The 18,631-nt window shown below is 34.7% G+C and carries 20 protein-coding genes; 14 read left to right on the top strand and 6 right to left on the bottom strand.

Annotated features, from left to right (window positions below):
- Positions 1-63: 63 nt before the first annotated feature.
- Complete coding sequence (locus BCELL_RS13100) at positions 64-972, bottom strand: COX15/CtaA family protein (RefSeq protein ID WP_013489232.1); 909 nt, start codon at positions 970-972, stop codon at positions 64-66.
- A 509-nt stretch (positions 973-1,481) separates the two neighbouring features.
- Between BCELL_RS13100 and cyoE the strand changes: the two genes are divergently transcribed.
- The 10 genes from cyoE (at position 1,482) to BCELL_RS13050 (ending at position 9,919) form a co-directional block, all read left to right on the top strand.
- Complete coding sequence (gene cyoE, locus BCELL_RS13095; protein WP_013489231.1) at positions 1,482-2,423, top strand: heme o synthase; 942 nt, start codon at positions 1,482-1,484, stop codon at positions 2,421-2,423.
- Positions 2,424-2,456: 33 nt separating this feature from the next.
- A complete protein-coding gene (coxB, locus tag BCELL_RS13090) occupies positions 2,457-3,485 on the top strand; it encodes a cytochrome c oxidase subunit II (RefSeq protein ID WP_013489230.1) in 1,029 nt (342 codons plus the stop codon).
- 25 nt (positions 3,486-3,510) lie between these two features.
- Entirely contained in the window at positions 3,511-5,352 is a 1,842-nt protein-coding gene (gene ctaD / locus BCELL_RS13085) for a cytochrome c oxidase subunit I (protein WP_013489229.1), read from the top strand.
- A gap of 1 nt (position 5,353) precedes the next feature.
- Positions 5,354-5,971 carry a cytochrome (ubi)quinol oxidase subunit III gene (locus BCELL_RS13080; RefSeq protein WP_013489228.1) on the top strand — a complete coding sequence of 206 codons (618 nt, stop codon included), beginning with the start codon at positions 5,354-5,356 and terminating at the stop codon, positions 5,969-5,971.
- Between the two features lie 4 nt (positions 5,972-5,975).
- Positions 5,976-6,326, top strand: a complete 351-nt coding sequence (locus BCELL_RS13075) for a cytochrome C oxidase subunit IV family protein (protein WP_013489227.1) — start codon at positions 5,976-5,978, stop codon at positions 6,324-6,326.
- Positions 6,327-6,504: 178 nt separating this feature from the next.
- Positions 6,505-6,963 (top strand): DUF420 domain-containing protein, encoded by a 459-nt coding sequence (locus tag BCELL_RS13070; protein WP_013489226.1) that lies wholly within the window; start codon positions 6,505-6,507, stop codon positions 6,961-6,963.
- Positions 6,964-7,202: 239 nt separating this feature from the next.
- On the top strand, positions 7,203-7,571 hold the full coding sequence (locus tag BCELL_RS13065) for a GntR family transcriptional regulator (protein WP_013489225.1): 369 nt from the start codon (positions 7,203-7,205) through the stop codon (positions 7,569-7,571).
- A gap of 2 nt (positions 7,572-7,573) precedes the next feature.
- A complete protein-coding gene (locus tag BCELL_RS13060; RefSeq protein WP_013489224.1) occupies positions 7,574-8,476 on the top strand; it encodes an ATP-binding cassette domain-containing protein in 903 nt (300 codons plus the stop codon).
- Positions 8,454-9,191: a hypothetical protein gene (locus tag BCELL_RS13055; protein ID WP_157184199.1), complete on the top strand. Its 738-nt coding sequence runs from the start codon at positions 8,454-8,456 to the stop codon at positions 9,189-9,191. Before BCELL_RS13060 ends, BCELL_RS13055 begins: the two co-directional genes overlap by 23 nt.
- The gene (locus BCELL_RS13050) at positions 9,191-9,919 is read left to right on the top strand and encodes a hypothetical protein (protein WP_013489222.1); all 729 of its coding nucleotides are present in this window, start codon (positions 9,191-9,193) and stop codon (positions 9,917-9,919) included. Before BCELL_RS13055 ends, BCELL_RS13050 begins: the two co-directional genes overlap by 1 nt.
- Before the next feature lie 112 nt (positions 9,920-10,031).
- On the opposite strand, the gene BCELL_RS13045 is transcribed toward BCELL_RS13050, so the two are convergent.
- Both BCELL_RS13045 and BCELL_RS13040 read right to left on the bottom strand, forming a co-directional pair.
- Positions 10,032-10,571 (bottom strand): ribonuclease H-like YkuK family protein, encoded by a 540-nt coding sequence (locus BCELL_RS13045; protein ID WP_013489221.1) that lies wholly within the window; start codon positions 10,569-10,571, stop codon positions 10,032-10,034.
- Between the two features lie 311 nt (positions 10,572-10,882).
- Positions 10,883-11,404: an ankyrin repeat domain-containing protein gene (locus tag BCELL_RS13040; RefSeq protein WP_013489220.1), complete on the bottom strand. Its 522-nt coding sequence runs from the start codon at positions 11,402-11,404 to the stop codon at positions 10,883-10,885.
- Positions 11,405-11,709: 305 nt separating this feature from the next.
- Here BCELL_RS13040 and BCELL_RS13035 point away from each other — a divergent pair, with 305 nt between their 5' ends.
- Positions 11,710-12,291, top strand: coding sequence for a hypothetical protein (locus BCELL_RS13035; protein WP_013489219.1), 582 nt, complete (start codon positions 11,710-11,712; stop codon positions 12,289-12,291).
- Positions 12,292-12,712: 421 nt separating this feature from the next.
- On the opposite strand, the gene yunB is transcribed toward BCELL_RS13035, so the two are convergent.
- Complete coding sequence (gene yunB, locus BCELL_RS13030; RefSeq protein ID WP_013489218.1) at positions 12,713-13,477, bottom strand: sporulation protein YunB; 765 nt, start codon at positions 13,475-13,477, stop codon at positions 12,713-12,715.
- 154 nt (positions 13,478-13,631) lie between these two features.
- Here yunB and BCELL_RS13025 point away from each other — a divergent pair, with 154 nt between their 5' ends.
- Entirely contained in the window at positions 13,632-14,156 is a 525-nt protein-coding gene (locus BCELL_RS13025; RefSeq protein ID WP_013489217.1) for a hypothetical protein, read from the top strand.
- Between the two features lie 122 nt (positions 14,157-14,278).
- Here the strand turns inward: BCELL_RS13025 and ytvI are convergent, their stop codons facing one another.
- The gene (ytvI, locus tag BCELL_RS13020; RefSeq protein ID WP_013489216.1) at positions 14,279-15,340 is read right to left on the bottom strand and encodes a sporulation integral membrane protein YtvI; all 1,062 of its coding nucleotides are present in this window, start codon (positions 15,338-15,340) and stop codon (positions 14,279-14,281) included.
- 245 nt (positions 15,341-15,585) lie between these two features.
- Entirely contained in the window at positions 15,586-15,933 is a 348-nt protein-coding gene (locus tag BCELL_RS13015; protein WP_013489215.1) for a YugN family protein, read from the bottom strand.
- A gap of 185 nt (positions 15,934-16,118) precedes the next feature.
- On the opposite strand from BCELL_RS13015, the gene BCELL_RS13010 reads away from it, so the two are divergent.
- Positions 16,119-16,547: a CBS domain-containing protein gene (locus BCELL_RS13010; protein WP_013489214.1), complete on the top strand. Its 429-nt coding sequence runs from the start codon at positions 16,119-16,121 to the stop codon at positions 16,545-16,547.
- A gap of 979 nt (positions 16,548-17,526) precedes the next feature.
- A complete protein-coding gene (locus BCELL_RS13005) occupies positions 17,527-18,600 on the top strand; it encodes a CAP domain-containing protein (RefSeq protein WP_013489213.1) in 1,074 nt (357 codons plus the stop codon).
- Positions 18,601-18,631 lie beyond the last annotated feature (31 nt).

Raw genomic sequence — 18,631 nt, 5'->3', positions numbered from 1 at the left:
ATGATGCAAAGGTATATATTTTACCTTCTGCATCATCCTTTATCCTTTTTCATTGATTATACTTTAATCTTTTATTTTGGCTCTATTTGCTAGCAAGGCAGTGTAGCTCACTACTGCAAAAAGTAAACTAATAAAAAATGCGTGGAAAATAGTAGATCCTAAAGTAAACCCTGTAAAAACGACAATGGCGCCACTTATTACTTGTACTAAAACAAAGAGGAGACTTACGATTCCACTTAAATACAATGTTTTTTCGTTACGATAATCACGATGAAGCTTGTAAGCCATAATTAAAATAACAAAAAATAACAGACCGGCAAATAATCGGTGAAAGAACTGAATAGCTACTAAATCATTCCCTAAGTCTGGAATTACTTGACCGTTACATAATGGCCACCCATCACAAGCAGCGCTTGATCCAGTATGTTTTACGAAAGCTCCAGTGTATACAACGATATAAAGGTAAGTTAAAACGAAATATATATAATTTCTAACACCAGCTGTGATTACTGGTTGTGTATATGATTTAGGGTAATTATTTTCAAATGCTAAAACAGTTAATAGAAGCACACTTGCGAATGAAATTAACGAGAAACCAAAGTGTAATGCCATCACCGCATTTGATTGTCCCCATACAACCGCTGCAGCCCCTAGTAGCCCTTGAAAAACGATAAATGTTACTGCCATAATCGCAAAAAACTTCGTCTCTCTTAAATGATGTAACTTTTTCCAACTCCAAATAGATAAAATGATAACCATGATTCCGAGTAAACCAGAAACTACGCGATGAGTATATTCAATTAACGTTTGCACTGTGGGTGACTCGGGAAAAACTTGTCCGAGGCACAATGGCCACTCAGCGCCACAGGCGTCCCCAGAACCTGTTTGCGTTACTAAAACACCTTGAATGAGTACAATAATCATTCCAAGGGTAGTAATAATTCCAAATATTTTCAAACCGATATTTTTCACTACTTCACCGACTTTCTAAAATAAAAAATATATAATGTTTTATCGAGATAATAATTGATTTTGTGAACACGTAAACATAAATGAGCAAAAATAAATATATTAAAATGCTCAGATATCATTGTAATTGAACTTGCCAAACCCGTCAATTTATCTGTTCTTATTTACTTCTAGGATAGATAAGAAAAAATTGTAAATATAAAAATTGTGTATGTTTGTATATTTTTCTTGAAAAGATTATTAATATTGGTATAGTGATTATGGTAAAATGAATTTGTGAATAGTATTTTACTATTTATCATGATTATTATTGTAATGTAAAACACAATAGTAATTTCTTTTATATAAGTTGATAATTTTGTATAAAGCATGCTCTATAAAGTGATTATATTAATTAAAAATTAATTAGTACATATTTTATAGAAAGATATGCTCGTTTTTCTTATGCAGATTGTTAGACTTATACATCGATTCATGATTTGATATGAGTAAGGTAATAGGGGGGTGAACAAGTGAACAAGTCAAGTACACTGGCGTCAACAGAAATGATGGAGCGAGAAGCTAATTCTAATGTTGAGAAAAAAGAGAATAAAGTAACGTGGAGAACTTATTTGGGAGTTTCTAAAACGGGGATTGTAAAATCAAATTTAATCACGACATTTACTGGTTTATTTTTAGCAGCGTCTTATACAGGAACAACTATTTTTCATCAGCCGTTAACAACGCTACTCGTATTGGCTGGATCAGCCTTTGTGATGGCTGGAGCGTGTGCATTAAATAATTATATTGATAGAGATATTGACCATTTAATGGAACGCACAAAAGATCGACCTTCAGTAAATGGGGAGTTATCAGGGAAGCAAACCTTGACTTATGGACTTGTTGTTTCAGCTTTAGGGATGCTAATGCTACTAATGACCACGCTTGAAGCGGCGGTTATCGGTTTAATAGGTCTTGTAACCTATGTTGTGTTATATAGTATGTGGACGAAACGCACGACTACATTAAACACAATTGTTGGAAGTATACCAGGTGCCGTACCACCTTTAATAGGTTGGGCAGCTATTCAACCAGAATTAAGTCCAGTTGCATGGTCTTTATTCTTAATCATGTTTATTTGGCAGCCGCCACATTTTCTTGCGCTAGCAATGAAAAGAGTGGATGAGTATAAAAGGGCAGGTATACCAATGCTACCAGTTGTTGCTGGATTTAAAGTAACAAAAAGGCAAATCAATTGGTATGTTGCGGCTTTAATTCCTGTCTCCCTCACAGTTGCACACTTTGGCACTGTATATACAATTATAGCTGTAATACTAGGGGGTGGCTGGTTAGCTTTAGGCTTAGCTAGCTATAAGTACAAAGATGACTTGAAATGGGCAAAGCATATGTTTATTTACTCTTTATATTATTTAACTGTGCTTTTTGTGCTTATGGTCATCGTCCATTTGTTTTAACTTAAAATGATAGAAAGAGGGGTTTGTAACGAGATGAAATTTTTATGGCGACTACTTCCATTCACTTTCATCTTGCTGATGGCTGGTTGTGGTAAACAAAATCTTTCTGCTTTAGATCCACAAGGACCTGTTGCAGAAGCACAATTTTCATTAATTAGTCTCAGCTTGTATATTATGATTTTTGTTATCGTAGTTGTCTTTGCTATCTATGTGTTTGTTCTGATTCGTTTCCGAGAACGACCAGGTGATACACATATTCCGAAGCAAGTTCACGGTAACAAAACGCTAGAAGTGATTTGGACTACGATTCCGATTATTTTATTACTTATTTTAGCTATTCCAAACGTAATGGAAACCTTTACGTTAGCTGATACAGAAGAGACGGAAGAATCAATGATGATTCGGGTACACGCTCATCAATTTTGGTGGGAGTTTGAATATCCTGACTATGACATCGTTGCTGGTCAAGACATGTACATTCCTACTGATACAAAAATAATCATTGAATTAGAAGCTAGCGATGTTATCCACTCATTCTGGGTGCCTGCGCTTGCTGGTAAGCAGGATAATGTACCGGGTATTACGAATGATATGTGGATACAAGCTGACAAAGAAGGCGTTTATGCCGGGAAATGTACTGAGCTATGTGGTCCTGCCCATTGGTTAATGGAATTCAAAGTAATTGCGGTTGATCCGGATACATTTGAAGAATGGGCTAATAACATGGCAGAGCCACCATATGTAGAGGAAGAACTAACTGAAGTAGCTGCAAATGGTCGTGAAGTTTTCGAACAAAGCTGTATTAGCTGTCACGCTGTAGCTGGAGAAGGCGGTAACCCTGCTGGTGGGCCAGTATTAACAAACTTTGGTGAACGCTCTAATATCGCTGGATACTTAGCTTATGATGATGTAGATGGTCATCAAAATTTATACGATTGGATTAGAGATCCTGGTCCTTTAAAACCTGGTAATGCAATGCCTGGGTTTTCTGAAGATATCATTTCAGACGAAGAAATGGATGCACTTATTGAATACTTAAACACATTAAAAGTACTAGACTAAAAGTAGGTTAAGGAGGTAAAGCAACGTGTCAAATGCTCAGGCTCAATCTAAAAGTGTACTTTGGGATTGGCTGACAACTGTTGACCATAAAAAGATCGGTATTATGTATTTGGTCGCAGGTGCATTTTTCTTCGCTCTCGGTGGTTTAGAGGCGATATTAATGCGTATTCAGTTGATGTTTCCAGAGTTTACCTTTCTACCGGCACAAACATTTAACGAATTGTTAACGATGCACGGTACAACGATGATATTCTTGGCAGCGATGCCGCTATTATTTGGTTTTATGAATTATATCATTCCACTACAAATAGGAGCTCGTGATGTCGCATTTCCATTCCTAAACTCATTAGGGTTTTGGTTGTTTCTATTTGGGGGTATTATATTAAATGTAAGTTGGTTTGTAGGTGGAGCACCTGATGCTGGATGGACAGCATATGTGCCATTATCAAGTGAATCACCAGGAACTGGATTAGACTATTACGTGTTAGGACTTCAAGTGAGTGGTGCAGGTACTTTAATCGGGGGGATAAATTTCCTAGTTACGATTATAAACATGCGTGCACCTGGTATGAGTATGATGAGAATGCCACTATTTACTTGGAGCTCATTTGTAGCTTCCATGCTCATTCTTTTCGCATTCCCTGCATTAACTGTAGGTTTACTCCTATTGATGCTTGAAAGAGTTTTTGGGGGACAATTTTTCTCCGTTGATTTCGGTGGAAACGTTGTTATTTGGCAACATTTATTCTGGATATTTGGGCATCCAGAAGTATATATTTTAATCTTACCAGCATTTGGTATTTTCTCGGAGGTTATCGCAACCTTCTCGAAAAAAAGATTGTTTGGTTATTCAGCAATGGTATTTGCAACATTAATTATAGGGTTTTTAGGTTTTATGGTATGGGCTCACCATATGTTTACAGTGGGAATGGGGCCAGTAGCTAACTCGATCTTCGCAGTAGCGACTATGGCAATTGCCGTACCAACGGGTATTAAAATATTCAACTGGCTATTAACTCTATGGGGTGGCCGTATACAGTTTACAACCGCTAATCTTTTCGCTTTAGCATTCATTCCTTCCTTCGTAATGGGTGGGGTAACGGGTGTTATGCTAGCGACGAGTGCAGCAAACTATCAATTCCATGATACTTACTTTGTTGTAGCCCACTTCCATTACGTTATTATTGGTGGTGTAGTATTAGGGCTATTTGCGGGTGCTTATTACTGGTGGCCAAGAATGTTTGGATACAAGCTTGATGAAAAAATGGGGAAAATATTTTTCTGGATGTTCTTAATAGGCTTCCACTTAACGTTCTTTGTGCAGCATTTCCTGGGATTAATTGGAATGCAAAGACGTGTAGCATCATACCTACCTGGTCAAGGGTTTGATCAGATGAATTTCATTAGTACTATTGGTGCATTTTTAATGGGAATTGCTTTCATTATTTTCGTAATAAGTATCTTTACTTCTAGAAAAAATAAAGTTACTGTTGCTGACCCATGGGACGGTCGTACCCTTGAGTGGACAATGCCAACCCCTACACCAGAATACAATTTTGCACAAACACCACTTGTTCGTGATGTAGATGCATTGTGGTATGAAAAGTATGAAGGTGATGGGAAGATGAAAGCTGCTGAACCATTAGGAGATATCCATATGCCAAACGGTTCAATCTTACCTATTTTTATATCATTAGGATTGACAATAGCTAGCTTTGGTGTTATTTATCTTGATTCTGTTTGGTGGCTCATTGTAGTCGGTCTTGGTGTTACATTTGGTGCGATGTTTGTTCGTTCCATTAAGGAAGATCATGGCTATCATATTCCAAAAGATGAAGTGTTAAACCACAATAAGGAGGATAGGTAAAATGGCAGAAAAAACTGTTGATCAACACACCTTACCTCCAAATCCTGAAAAAGCAACACTAGAAGGTCGTAATAAATTTATGGGTTTCTGGTTCTTCCTTGGAGGCGAAACCGTCTTATTTGCTAGTCTCTTCGGAACTTATTTAGGGTTACGTGGAGGAACAATGAATGGACCAGGACCTAGTGACTTGTTCCATTTAGATCTTGTATTTATTATGACAATGATCCTTTTAACAAGTAGTTTGACTAGTGTATTTGCTGTTATCTCGATGAAAAAAGGAAATTTCAAAGGACTACTTGCTTGGATGTCAGTGACAGTTTTATTAGGTCTTGCATTCTTAGGTATGGAGATCTATGAGTTTTATGATTACTATCACAAAGGCTTAGGATATTCAACTAGTGCCTTTGCATCTTCGTTCTATACTTTAGTTGGAACACATGGTGCGCACGTTGCCTTTGGTATTGGTTGGATTACAACGCTCATTATTCGCTACCGTAAGTCAGGCTTAACGTTAACAAATGCTCCTAAGTTTTATACTGCGGTTTTATATTGGCACTTTATTGATGTTGTTTGGGTGTTTATCTTCTCCGTAGTATATCTTATGGGAATAGGAGGTTGATCGTATGGGACAACATGGTATGGACCCAAGCGCACCGTTAACAGGTACTCCTTCGAAAAAAACGAAGCGTAAACTAAAATATGAAATGAGAAAGCAACTAATATCTTTCGTATTTATGATCTTTTTAACGTCAATGGCGTTTATATCTATTGCAAGTGATGCAATTCCCGCTACGTTTGCAATACCATTCATATTATTGCTAGCAGTAATCCAAGTCGTTCTTCAGTTATATGTTTTTATGCACTTAAATGAACGCGGGAACGGCTGGACAAATATTATGATATGGACTGGAGTATTAATTGCTATATTAACTGTAGCTACGTTAATGCTTCTAATAGGAGTAAGAAAATGGTAGTATAATGTAGGCTTTATCGAAAGATACCCTCGTCTGGCGAAATGCCACGAGGGTATTTTTTGGTTAAATCTTTTATCACTAATACATGAAAATATTCATTTGTAGACAGTAAATTTTTGATTTCTTCTTCTTATTCCATATATAATTGGATAAGACCTAAAGGAAAGGATAGATTGACTTGGCAACTTTCTTACCATTTATTAGTACTGTATTCATTGCTTTAAGCGCCATTGCAGTAGCCATTGGCTGGTATCTTATCGCAAAGCGCAAAGTGGATGCTCATAAAAAAGCAATGTTTTGGGCTGCGGTTTTAGCAACAGTGTTTTTTATTACTTATTTAAGTAAAACGTTTTTTATTGGTAGTACATCATTTGGCGGACCGGAAAATGTCGCACTATTTTATACTATTTTTCTTATTATTCATATCATCCTAGCGACACTTGCAGCAGTTCTAGGAATTGTAACATTAATAACAGGGTATAAAAATAATTTGAAACGACACCGAAAGTTAGGCCCATTGACATCAGTTATTTGGTTTATTTCCGCCGGAACTGGTATCGCAGTATATTTTATGCTATATATTATTTATCCATCAGGTGAAACGACTAATTTATTTCGGGCAATCATTGGTGGGTAACAAATGAAGGAGACTCAAAAGGTTGATTTTACCTATTGAGTCTCTTTTTTTATGCAATTACAAAATCATGGTTCACTCTTTTTTTTGAGCCATGGCGTATGAAAATTACTGACAAATATGTTGAGAGGAAAAAAGTTTAAGAAAAATATACTAACTGCATTGCCAATGTTATTGATTTATTATATACTACATTACAACAGTAATGCACTATTTAAGTGTTGCTCGGTGGAGGTGAAGGGATGAAGATCCAAAACGATAGTAATAAGCCAATTTATATTCAAATTGCTGAATGGCTAGAGGCGGAAATATTGGCAGGGAGCTTTAAAGTGGATGATAAAGTTTATTCACAATATCAACTTGCAGAGATGTTCACTATTAATCCAGCAACTGCAGCAAAGGGGTTAACTATGCTAGTTGATGAACGTATTTTATACAAGAGGCGGGGATTAGGAATGTTTGTTTCTTCTGAAGCAAAAGAAATGATTTTAAATAAACGCAAAAGTAACACTTTAGTAAAATTAGTGAAAGATCTTGTCCAGGAGGCAAATCGTCTTGATGTGAAGGAAGAGGAGTTAATACTTATGATTAAAAGGGAGAAGGAGGAGTAAAAATGGCTATCATTCAGTTAAAAGAGGTTACAAAACAGTACCGTAGTAAAAACGCATTACGTGGTATCTCTTTTGATATAGAAGAAAATACGATAACTGGATTAATTGGACGAAATGGCGCGGGTAAAACAACATTGTTAAAAATAATAACTGGTCATATTAAAGCGACATCTGGTGAAGCGAAAGTCTTCGGAAAGCAGCCTTTTGATCAGTTAACAATTTCAGCAAATTCAATTTTTGTTGATGACCAAATGAGTTTTCCTGAATCACTTACTTTGTATGAAATATTAGAAAAAGCTGAAAGCTTTTATAAAAATTGGGATAACGAATTAGCTCTCCGGTTATTTGAGTATTTTTCATTTCATAAGAAGCAATATCATAGTGAACTTTCAAAAGGAATGAAAAGCACCTTTCATTCGATCATAGGAATTGCCTCAAGGTGTCCATTAACGATATTTGATGAGCCAACAACGGGGATGGATTCATCTGTAAGAAAAGACTTTTATCGTGCTCTGTTGAAAGATTATATTGCCCATCCTAGAACGATTATTTTATCTAGCCATCTTCTTGGAGAGATAGAAGAGTTGTTGGAGAATATTTTGCTTTTAAAAGAAGGAGAGGTTGTTTTACATCAATCTATTGATGACATGAAGGAATTAGCAATAGCTTTGAGAGGAAATAAAAATACAATTAAACAATTTATACCTAGTCTGGATGTGTATCATGAGCATCGTATATCCGAAGATTTTACTTATATCGTAGTAGAAAACCGCTTCAATAAGACAGAACTACAAAAAATAAAAGAGGCAAATATTGAGGTTAACCGTGTACCAACAGATGACTTATGTGTGTTCTTAACGAGTAAAACAAAGGGAGGGATAGATGATGTCTTTCAGCGAAGTTAATACGGTAGAAATAGTGAAAACACAGTTTAAGTATAAGGTAAGTTCATATATAAATGTGTATGGCACATTAATTGGTGTACAAATATTTGCACTTGCATTATCTTTTTTAGGTGGAAGTTCGTTTATGAGTAGTAACCAGGCAGTCGCTTTAGGTGCAACTACTTATACAGATTCATTGATTGTCGGGTTTTCGGTTTTCTGGGCATTTATTACATCCATATTGTTAACGACGAAGCAAATGAGAAGTTATGATTATACTTTTGTTTCCAATCGATTGACGAGTCATATATCAAACATTGTTTTTTTAATTATCATGAGTGTAATAGGCGCAATTTCAGCAAAGTTAGTCGGTTTACTTATGAAAGTCATTATTATGTTGACTTATTCTGACCCGGTTTATGGCGCATTAACGAGTTTTCCTGAATTATTAGTTGGTATGGCTGTGGCTGCTTTTTATTTAATTTTATTCGCAGCTTTAGGTTACGCAATCGGATTGGTAGCGCAGATGAATAAAATATTTATATTCCTCATTCCTTCGCTTTTTATTGCGTCATTACTATTTGATTCTGGTGAAAATGGGATTATAACAAACATCCTTAAGTTTTTCATTGGTGAAACATCACTATCAGTTTTTTTTATTAAAGTATTAGTTACAATCACGCTACTATTTCTTTTATCATTTCAAGCTTTAAAAAGATTGGAGGTAAGAGGTTAATGGGTATTATTATGAGTATAATTATCCTGTTTCTTATCGTCACACTGAGTATTTCTCACTTGCGAAAACAAAATACTACAATTGAAAAATTGATCAATTCTAATCTAAAAAAGTTTCTAGCCTTTTACTGCTTAATATTAACAATAGGTGGTGCACTTTATTTTGGTCTTCAAGTGCAGGGGAAAATAGTAGAATATGACCTTAAATATACAAACTGGGAAAATGAAGATGTTCTCGTCCAAAGGTATTATGATGCTGTTTATGATGGGACTTTAAGCGAGGAAATGGATGGTGTTGAAAAGCTTGGAGAATGGAGATTTGAGCTTTCAGATGAAGTTCTTGAAGTAGGTGCAATTGATGATTATTATTATACGATAGTCATTGATCAAAGTGAAACGCTCGGAAATGAAATAGAGGTAGAAATGTATAGTAAAAATCTATATTTAAATGGGATAGAAGTTTCCGCTAAAAAGTTAGAATTACCTGAATTAAAGATGGATGGTGACATGCTACAATTTACACCACCCAACTTTTATGAAATAAATATTGCAATATTTGATAAAGGGTTTACAATTAATCAATTTTCAGAGAATAGAAACGTTTATAACCATGATAACTACTTTCCATACTCAACTGGGTTAGTTGATACAGTAATCATGTTGCGAGTCCCAATGAATATAGAGATAATCAACCATAACTTCTACGATTTATGGTATGTTGGGGAATAAAGAACATGAATAAAAGGTGACTCAAATATCGTTCTCCTTGAGTCACCTATTACGGGGCACCAAATGATGATATTATCTAGTGAGAAATAACATTTGACGCTTACTTACATCTTTATTTTGTATATCGATTCGCATAAGCACTTGCTACAAAAGATTCAGGTTTTATTTTTGGCTCTATACCCATTGATTCGATTCGAGAAACCATTTCTCTGACTAAAAATCTCGTTTTATTTTGCCTTCTCGAGCCAATATCGATATGACCTTCTATTGTAAAAGTTGCACCTTTATAAACGTGAGGAAGTACGATGTTAATTAATTTTTCTTTTCGTTCATCAGTAAACATGGAGACAACTTCTTCAGTTAACGAGGTTTCTAAAGAAATTTTCTCTTGTAGGCTATTAATTTGTCTTGGAATAACAACCTTTCTAATACATGCCCATGCACCTTTTCCCTCACGTTGTATCACTATTCCTGTTACAAATTTTGTATCATTAGCATGGACTTGTGAATCTGTACCAAACATTAGTCGGTAATTGCCATTTCTATCTTTTTTCATAAATTGAACAATGCGTTCGAATACTTGTTCAAATGTCATATTTTTTTCTTGTAAATTGTTAAATGAATAATTCAAAGCTCTTAATTTGCTCGTCATCTTTTTAACTCGCTCCTCTTCGTTAGGTGCTCACTCGTCACCAAGTCACGACGGCTAGTAAGAATAGTATTTTTATACAATTGTTGTATTATAATTATTTACAATTAATGTTTTAAAATACGAAACTTTTATAATATTATTACGCTACTTATTACATGTCTATTCTTATACAATCATTTATGTGTAAAAAAAGATGCTTCAAATGTCTAGTATTAGACATTGAAACATCCTTGTTTAATGCAGTATTTTCTATTTTTAGATGATGTTATATACATAAAGAGGCCAATTCTATTTTTTACTACTGACGGACATTATGATGTGGCACCTTTCTTCTTTAATTGATCTGTGACATTTTCTTGACCCTTTTCTGATACAAGATCAAGTGCGAACCGTCCTTGCTCCACTTTAGGCTTAACGAATGCACCGTGCTTGGAAAGGGTGTCCGACATTTCTGAAAGCTTATCATTTCTGGCACCACTATGTAGCGATGTATCACCTGTGTGGTCGAATATATTTTCACGACCGTTGTGGTGAATATGAAGTTCAATATTTTGTTTATTTCTTTCTCCCATTAACACTGCATGGAGTTCTGTATCAGAAGGTATGGCGTCTAATTTTGAGTTAGATACAGCGTTTATGTTAGCACCATATTCGAGTAATAATTTTACTGCTTCTGTATTCTCGACATGTGCTGCAATGCCTAAAGGTGTATATCCGTCTTGATTTTCACAATTAACTAATGAGGGGTTTTCATCTAATATTCTTTTCAACTTTTTACTATCACCAGATTCGGCAGCTAAAAATAGATCGCTAACCGTTTGAGTATTATTCATAATAAACGTATCCTCCATAATTTTTATTTTGGATTTTTTACTCTTTACTATTATAACGTTCTTCATAAAAAAGTTCATGTATTACGACCAATTAATTTATTATTTACAAATTTTTAAGCGGTTTTACTTATTAAGTTATGCGAGAATTTCTTTTTCATGATGAATAAATAGGATTAGGATTATAAAATTAATTACCGAAAGCTGAAACTATATTTCATTAAAAACGTCTAATATAATGAATTGTTTGATAATTTTAAGAACAGTAGGAAGCGTATACATTTTTATATGTAATGGGAGGCTTTCAAATGGGATTTTTAAATTTATTTTATAAAAGATCGAAAAGAACCGAAAACATTACAGATTTTTCTAATAATCCAGTTACTAAGCTTGAGTTTGTATCCGTTGACCCAAAGTCGGAATATGAGAATGGTAGGATAGAAGAAGCGAAGTTTTTATTGGAGGATTACGTTTTTAATTTAAAAAGTGATTGTATCGAACATTACGAGTTACTTCTAGAAATTTATGAAGACGAAGAAAATGGGGAGGGAATGACAAAATTACAAAAGTTTCTTGAAGAACAAGTCTTATCAAATAGTAAAATGAAACATTTATTTGCACAACTTGTAATAGACATCGACTTTAAAAAAGCATTGCGAAAGTATGCTTTAAAAGTCCAATTTATATTAGAAGAGCATGGAGGGATAAGTAAAACTCAATTAGTTGAACTTATTCGTATCACGGAAGGGTTAGATAATTGTAAAGCAAATCAAGTGTATAAATATGCCGTTAACAACCATTATATTCTAAGAAAAAAAATAAATAGTACTTATTTACATTTTAAAACGAAAGATGTTAGAAAAGAAGCAGAGGTTGGCACAAAAGGTTGATTAATTCTTTTGCGTCAACCTTTAATTATTGCTCAAAACTACCATACTCACTTATTTGAGCTTTGTTAAAGGCTAATGTTTATTTTCACGAAAGGTGGGTGACGCCTGAGGGAATAGCATTAGTTAAAGATCCGACAGAGTGGGATTGCAACGACTACGCTCCGAGATGCCTCGACTGCAACTTCAGAACGAAACTGGAATAGGAAGAAACAAGCGAGTGTCCTGAAGCGATAATCAACAATAAAGTTTAACAAAGCCTATGATAAAAGAAATGATAAAATTAAGCGTTGAAAATTTCATTCAACCTACTAGCGAATAGAGCATTCACTACTATAAAGATTATTTTGTCATTATACTATTGTGATTCGTAGGTAGTGTAATTGCTTATTGAGCGAAGTGTGTAACGGATAGAAGGGATTCATTACTCGCTATAAAAGTATGGAACATCTCCTACGATAAAAATATTGGCTATAGGAAGTGATGTTTTTACAGGATTGGTGTCTGTAGCAAATGGGATAACGACTTTAACATCAACTTCTACATCTACTGTGAGTGTTATTTTCGTGTTATTTATACCTAAGCTTTGATAGTCTTGATTAATGTTTGATTGCACTTCTCCGATTGTAGAAAAACGAACAGGGATGTTTGGCCCAATATGTGCAAGTAATGCATTCCCGGTAGCTTGGCCTAATGGTATTGTGTGGACAATGCCATTATCAGAAAATGTTAAGTCATCGTATTCTATTTCTATATCTCTCGGTAAAGATAAATCAGTGATTCGTCCTTGCTCTATATCTAATAAGTATGACTGTACACTATTTGTAACTTCGTATAAAAATTTGTTTTGAATGGCTGTATCTAATTCAATTGCGACAATTTTTCCGTTATCATCTTGAATGTATGTGACCATTTCTTCTAGATTAATATCATCGTGAAGCTCATTCGTTATCGCTTGATTAATAGCTAATGTCCCAATTCTTTGTGTTTCAGTATTCGCTATTTCAATCAAGGTGGGACGTATTCCTTTTTCTATAATAATGAGTCCTTGTATTATTAATATTATAAAGATTAAAAAGGAGAATAAAATGACGTATTTAAATGGTAGTGGAGAACGTCTTCTCTTTTTAGACATACTATTTAAGAATTTCTTAATAGTATGTTTTTTCTTTTTTCGTATCACTCTCATTTAACTTCCCCTCCTATTTAAAGATATGCGTGAAAGAGGACAAAGTTAACTTGTAAATATGATTGTTGCAAGTCAAGACCATTTTAATTCAATCATTATATTTTCTTGATTATACGTAAAAGCTAGTACTACTACTTTTTAGGAGTGTTGTTTTATGAAAGTAAGACTGCCACAAGTATCTCACTCGTGTATTTATGCTTTATGTATATTACTATCTTTTATTTTACTTAGTAACAGTACCTATGCGGTACAAAGCCAGGAAGAATCCAATATATTAGAAGTTGCAACGAAAGTGCACTTTCCGATTGCTATACCTGTGGATTTGCCCGAACATTGGGGTTTAGAAGTAAACACATTACCATTTTATGATCAAAGTAGAGTTGATGAATTAAAGCTACTGTATCATGATGAAAGAAGTGGTGGTTTAATTGTTGCCATTGATCAGAAGCCATATGTAGGAATTGATGTTTCAGAAGTATTTGCTTATAAGCGAGTATCTATTAATGGAAATATAGGATTTTTTCAAACGACAAAAGAGAAGATGAGAGATGGGGGAGATACATCCACCAGGAAGTTAACATGGGTAGAAGATAATACGAAAATACAAATGACTAGTGCTGTATTAACGGAAGAACAGATGCTAAAATTAGCAAGAAAGACAATATTGTATGATGGATAGTTTTAATTATCATCTTGTTAATGGAAGTCTAATGTACTTAATGAGCTAAATGGCTGTGCCAATAGGGAGAAGTCCCTTTGACACAGCCATTTTTAATTATTTTTGAGAAACAAATTTTTAAATTATATTTTAAAGTTAAACTTTATAATTCCAGCTTCCTTTGCACTAGTAAATAGAATGACAACAAGTGGACCTAAAATAAATCCTAGCACCCCTAATAACTGAAGACCGATGAACAAAGAGATAAGTGTAGCTAATGGTGATAAACCTATATGATGTCCCATTACCTTAGGCTCAACTGTACGTCTTATTGTTAATAAGATAGCTGCTAGAACAAGTAATTGAACAGCTAATGCGGTGTTACCAGCAATGATGTGGTATAGGGCCCAAGGTGCTAGTACTGCAATCGATCCAATAATTGGTATAAAGTCGATTACCCAAATGACTATGGACATAATGATGGCAACTTCAGGAGCAATAATCCATAACCCTATAAGAGTAACAACAAAAATAATTATACTGACTAAAAACTGTGCTTTAAAAAATCCAAATACAACATATGAAAGTCTCGATGCCATAAAGGTTACTTTTTCTGCAGTTTTATCTGTCATATAGCTCATTGCCTTCTCTTTTAACCTAGGAAGGTCCATTAAGAATAGGTAAAGAGCAATTAAATATACTAACAACGAAACAATATATGAAGGAATTTTAATTAAAATACTAGTTACATGACCAACAAGGTCAATTTCTTGCAGGTTCATTCTTGTTTCTATTAAAAAGCCCATAACAACATCGTCAATTTCTTGTCTTAAATCAGGTGAATATTGTCCGAATTGACTTTCTATATTGTTAAGAAAAGTTGTCCATGCGTAGGCGATCTCATTAATGGTATAAGGTAAATTTTCGATAAAAGAGTTTAATTGCGTTATCGCTCTAGTTAGTAAAAAGTAGACGATAAGTGAAATAACTAACACAAAAGAAATAAACACGATAAATACTGCAAGGCTTCTTGATAGCTTTGCACGTCTAATTAAGACATTTACTATAGGAGCCAGGAAGAGCGCTGTAATTAAAGCAACAATTATGGGAACTGATACTGGAAGAACAAAATATAATAACAGGGCAGCTACAATAATCCCTAGTACAATATAAATATACTTTTTAATAGATGCTGATGTTGCCAATTGTAATGCCCCTTCCTTATTTTATAAGTGATAGAAATACACTTCATAATTATAGTATGAAAATGAAACGAAGAACAGGGTTAACTTTACCTTTCATTCATTTTCCTAAATTACGTATTGCTTACACGTAATAACAAGTATAACAGTTTTTTTTTATAAAAAAAATCAAAAAGAAATGCTTTCGCTAGGATTGAATGCTCGATTCATATCCTATTCGAAAGCACTGAAATGGTAAATTTATGTAATTATTTCGCTTCACTTAGTATCGAATCTTTAACTGATTCTAACTTTTTATTACATTTATCCGTAATCTGTTTAGAGAATTCCTCATCATATTCCACACCGTGAGGATAATAATGCTTTCCTAGCAATACATTAGTAATTTTTACGATGCCATGGGGTGATGGGACTTCGCCTTCAACTGCATGAGCTTGAACACGTAAGTAATAAATATCACCTTGAATTACTATTTTATAGTCGAAGGTTACTCTTTCATAATCGTATACATAATGAAAACCTGCACCCTCCATAATATCCTCTATAGCTTGAAATTCTATCTCTACACCTTCAAGTCCTGTGTTCTCAATTTTCATTTCATTTACCTCCAATCGATCAATCTACTACTAATAATATTATGAATTTGCAATAGATGCAAAGGAAAGTATGGAATAAAATAATATTTTGTATTTATTAACTATTATAATACGTTTTAAAGTATGGATGAAAGAGGAATGGGTACAGTATAAATGTAAAATCGTTAATAATTAGGAGGATTATCATGAAAAAACTACGTGATATAATGACAGGTGATGTAGAGATTTGTAACCCTGACGATAACGTGTACGAAGCTGCTTTAAAAATGAAGCAGTTTGACGTTGGTGCTATTCCAATATGTGAAGGACGCCAATTACTAGGTATGATCACTGATAGAGATATTGTAGTTAGAGGAGTTGCAGAGAAACGCCCTAACTCCACTCAAGTAACGGATGTGATGACAGAGCAGTTATTAACTGCAGAGCCTGATATGACTGTTGACGATGCAGCGAAAATGATGGCAGAGAAACAAATACGCCGTTTACCAATTGTAGAAAATAGTCAATTAGTCGGTATTGTCGCATTAGGTGATTTAGCAATTCATACAACGACAGCAGATGAAGCTGGATATGCTCTTTCTGAAATATCTGAATCAGAACATTATCATCATTAAGATGTTATTTGTAGGGAGACTCAAAAGGTTAATTTTTATCTTTTGAGTCTCCCTTTCTTTCGTTATGGGCACAAGCTTTTTTATTTTTACAAGAATAAAGTAAAACAAACAGTGTTGACCCTGGAAGCATATGCTTCGTATGCTGCCCTTATCTGCTCGATTTCATATTTTCGGGAAGCATAGGCATCGTATGCTGCCCTTCATCTGCTCGATTTGATTTTTTCGGGAGGCATAGGCATCGTATGCTGCCCTTCATCTGCTCGATTTCATATTTTCGGGAAGCATATGCTTCGTATGCTGCCCTTCATCTGCTCGATTTCGTTTTTTCGGGTGGCATAGGCTTCGTATGCTGCCCTTCATCTGCTCGCTTTCATATTTTCGGGTGGCATAGGCTTCGTATGGTGACCTTTATCTGCTCGCTTTCGTTTTTTCGGGTGGCATATGCTTCGTATGATGACCATGATCTGCTCAACTTCGTTTTTTCGGGCAGCATATGCTTCGTATGCTGCCCTTCATCTGCTCAATTTCTTTTAGTGTTTAAAGAAGAGCACTGAAAAAGTGAAAGACACGAGGGCACTGAAAAAGTACAAAACAACTTTTTCAGTGCCCTGAAAGACCCCACTTTTTCAGTGCCCTCTGTTTAAAGAGATGTAGGCTCGTTATTTAGCTTAGGTAGTTTTGGAATGGTATTAGACTTTAACTACTATTTTCAATTGCTTTAAGTCAGGTGGGGACGACGCCATCTGACCATGAGCAGCAATTCAAATGGGTAAATGTCAGAAGGGAAGCAGCTAAATAACCTTTACGACAATTTTTATATTATCAAGGTCAGATAGTTAGCTTTTCACACGACACACTTTAAATAAATGTTGAAAAATTGCTTATTTCTTCGATTTTTTAGATTGATTGTAGGAAAGAAGGAACGCCTTTAACACATATAGAAAATAAGTAAGGCAACCTATGATGAGAGGAGAACATAATGAAATATATCATAACAATTTTTATTGGGTGTATCATACTCGTCGGTGTGATTGTATATGTTGAAAATGGTGAAGTAACAATGGAAGAAGGGAACAATAGCGAAACATCTTCAGAGGTTAAGGAACAAGTGAAGGAAGAGGATTCATCATCGGCTGAAGAAGAATTAAATGAAGGTCAACATCAACTAAAGGCTAATGAAATATACAGTTGGATTGGTGAGAATGCTTTAAAGCTTAAAGGTGAGTTTGGAGAACCGAATAGAGTTGATATAACGCCATATAACTATGAATGGTGGGTGTATGACATGGAAGAAATATATATACAATTTGGTGTGCGAGAGGATGCGATTGTAACTGTCTTTACAAATCATGAAGCAGCTAACATTGGTCCTATTCAATTAGGTGAATCATATGAATATGTTCAAGAATACTATGATTTTAATGAAAAAGTATCTCTCCATGGGCAATATCGATCATTTCAATTTGAATTAAATGAAGAAGAGTTACTATCGCGCCCAATGGCAGCTATAAATAATGAGGTGTGGGCCCAGTTTTATTTTGATGTTTATCATAACGAGTTATCATCTATAAGGTATGTTGATCAGGAAACTCTATTGCTACAACAACCATATGATATTGTTTTCCGAGGTGACATGCCAGAAAGTAAAGAACTAACTGATGATGAATGGAAAAAGGTTGAGGAAGGGCAAGCGAAACAAGTCTTAGCTCTGACTAATAAAATAAGGGAAAGACATGGACTTCAACCATTAGAATGGGATGATTCAACTGCATATGTAGCGTACTTACATAGCTATGATATGTATCAAGAAGGGTATTTTTCACATACCTCCCCGAATTATGGAGAATTAAAGGATCGTTTAGAAGGAGAAGATGTGCTTTTCCAGTTAGCTGCTGAAAACATTGCTGCATACTATGTAGATGCAATAGGCGCAGTAGAAGGGTGGTTAAATAGCGAAGGACATCGTATCAATTTATTACATGAAGATTTTACTCACTTAGGGGTAGGAGTATACCGAGATTACTATACACAAAATTTTTTGACTCCAAGATAAAATGGGCGAACTTTTGACAACTATTTTCGGT

This window comes from Evansella cellulosilytica DSM 2522 (assembly GCF_000177235.2).
GTDB classification, from domain to species: Bacteria; Bacillota; Bacilli; order Bacillales; family Salisediminibacteriaceae; genus Evansella; species Evansella cellulosilytica.
This window is presented reverse-complemented; position numbering and strand designations above follow the sequence as displayed.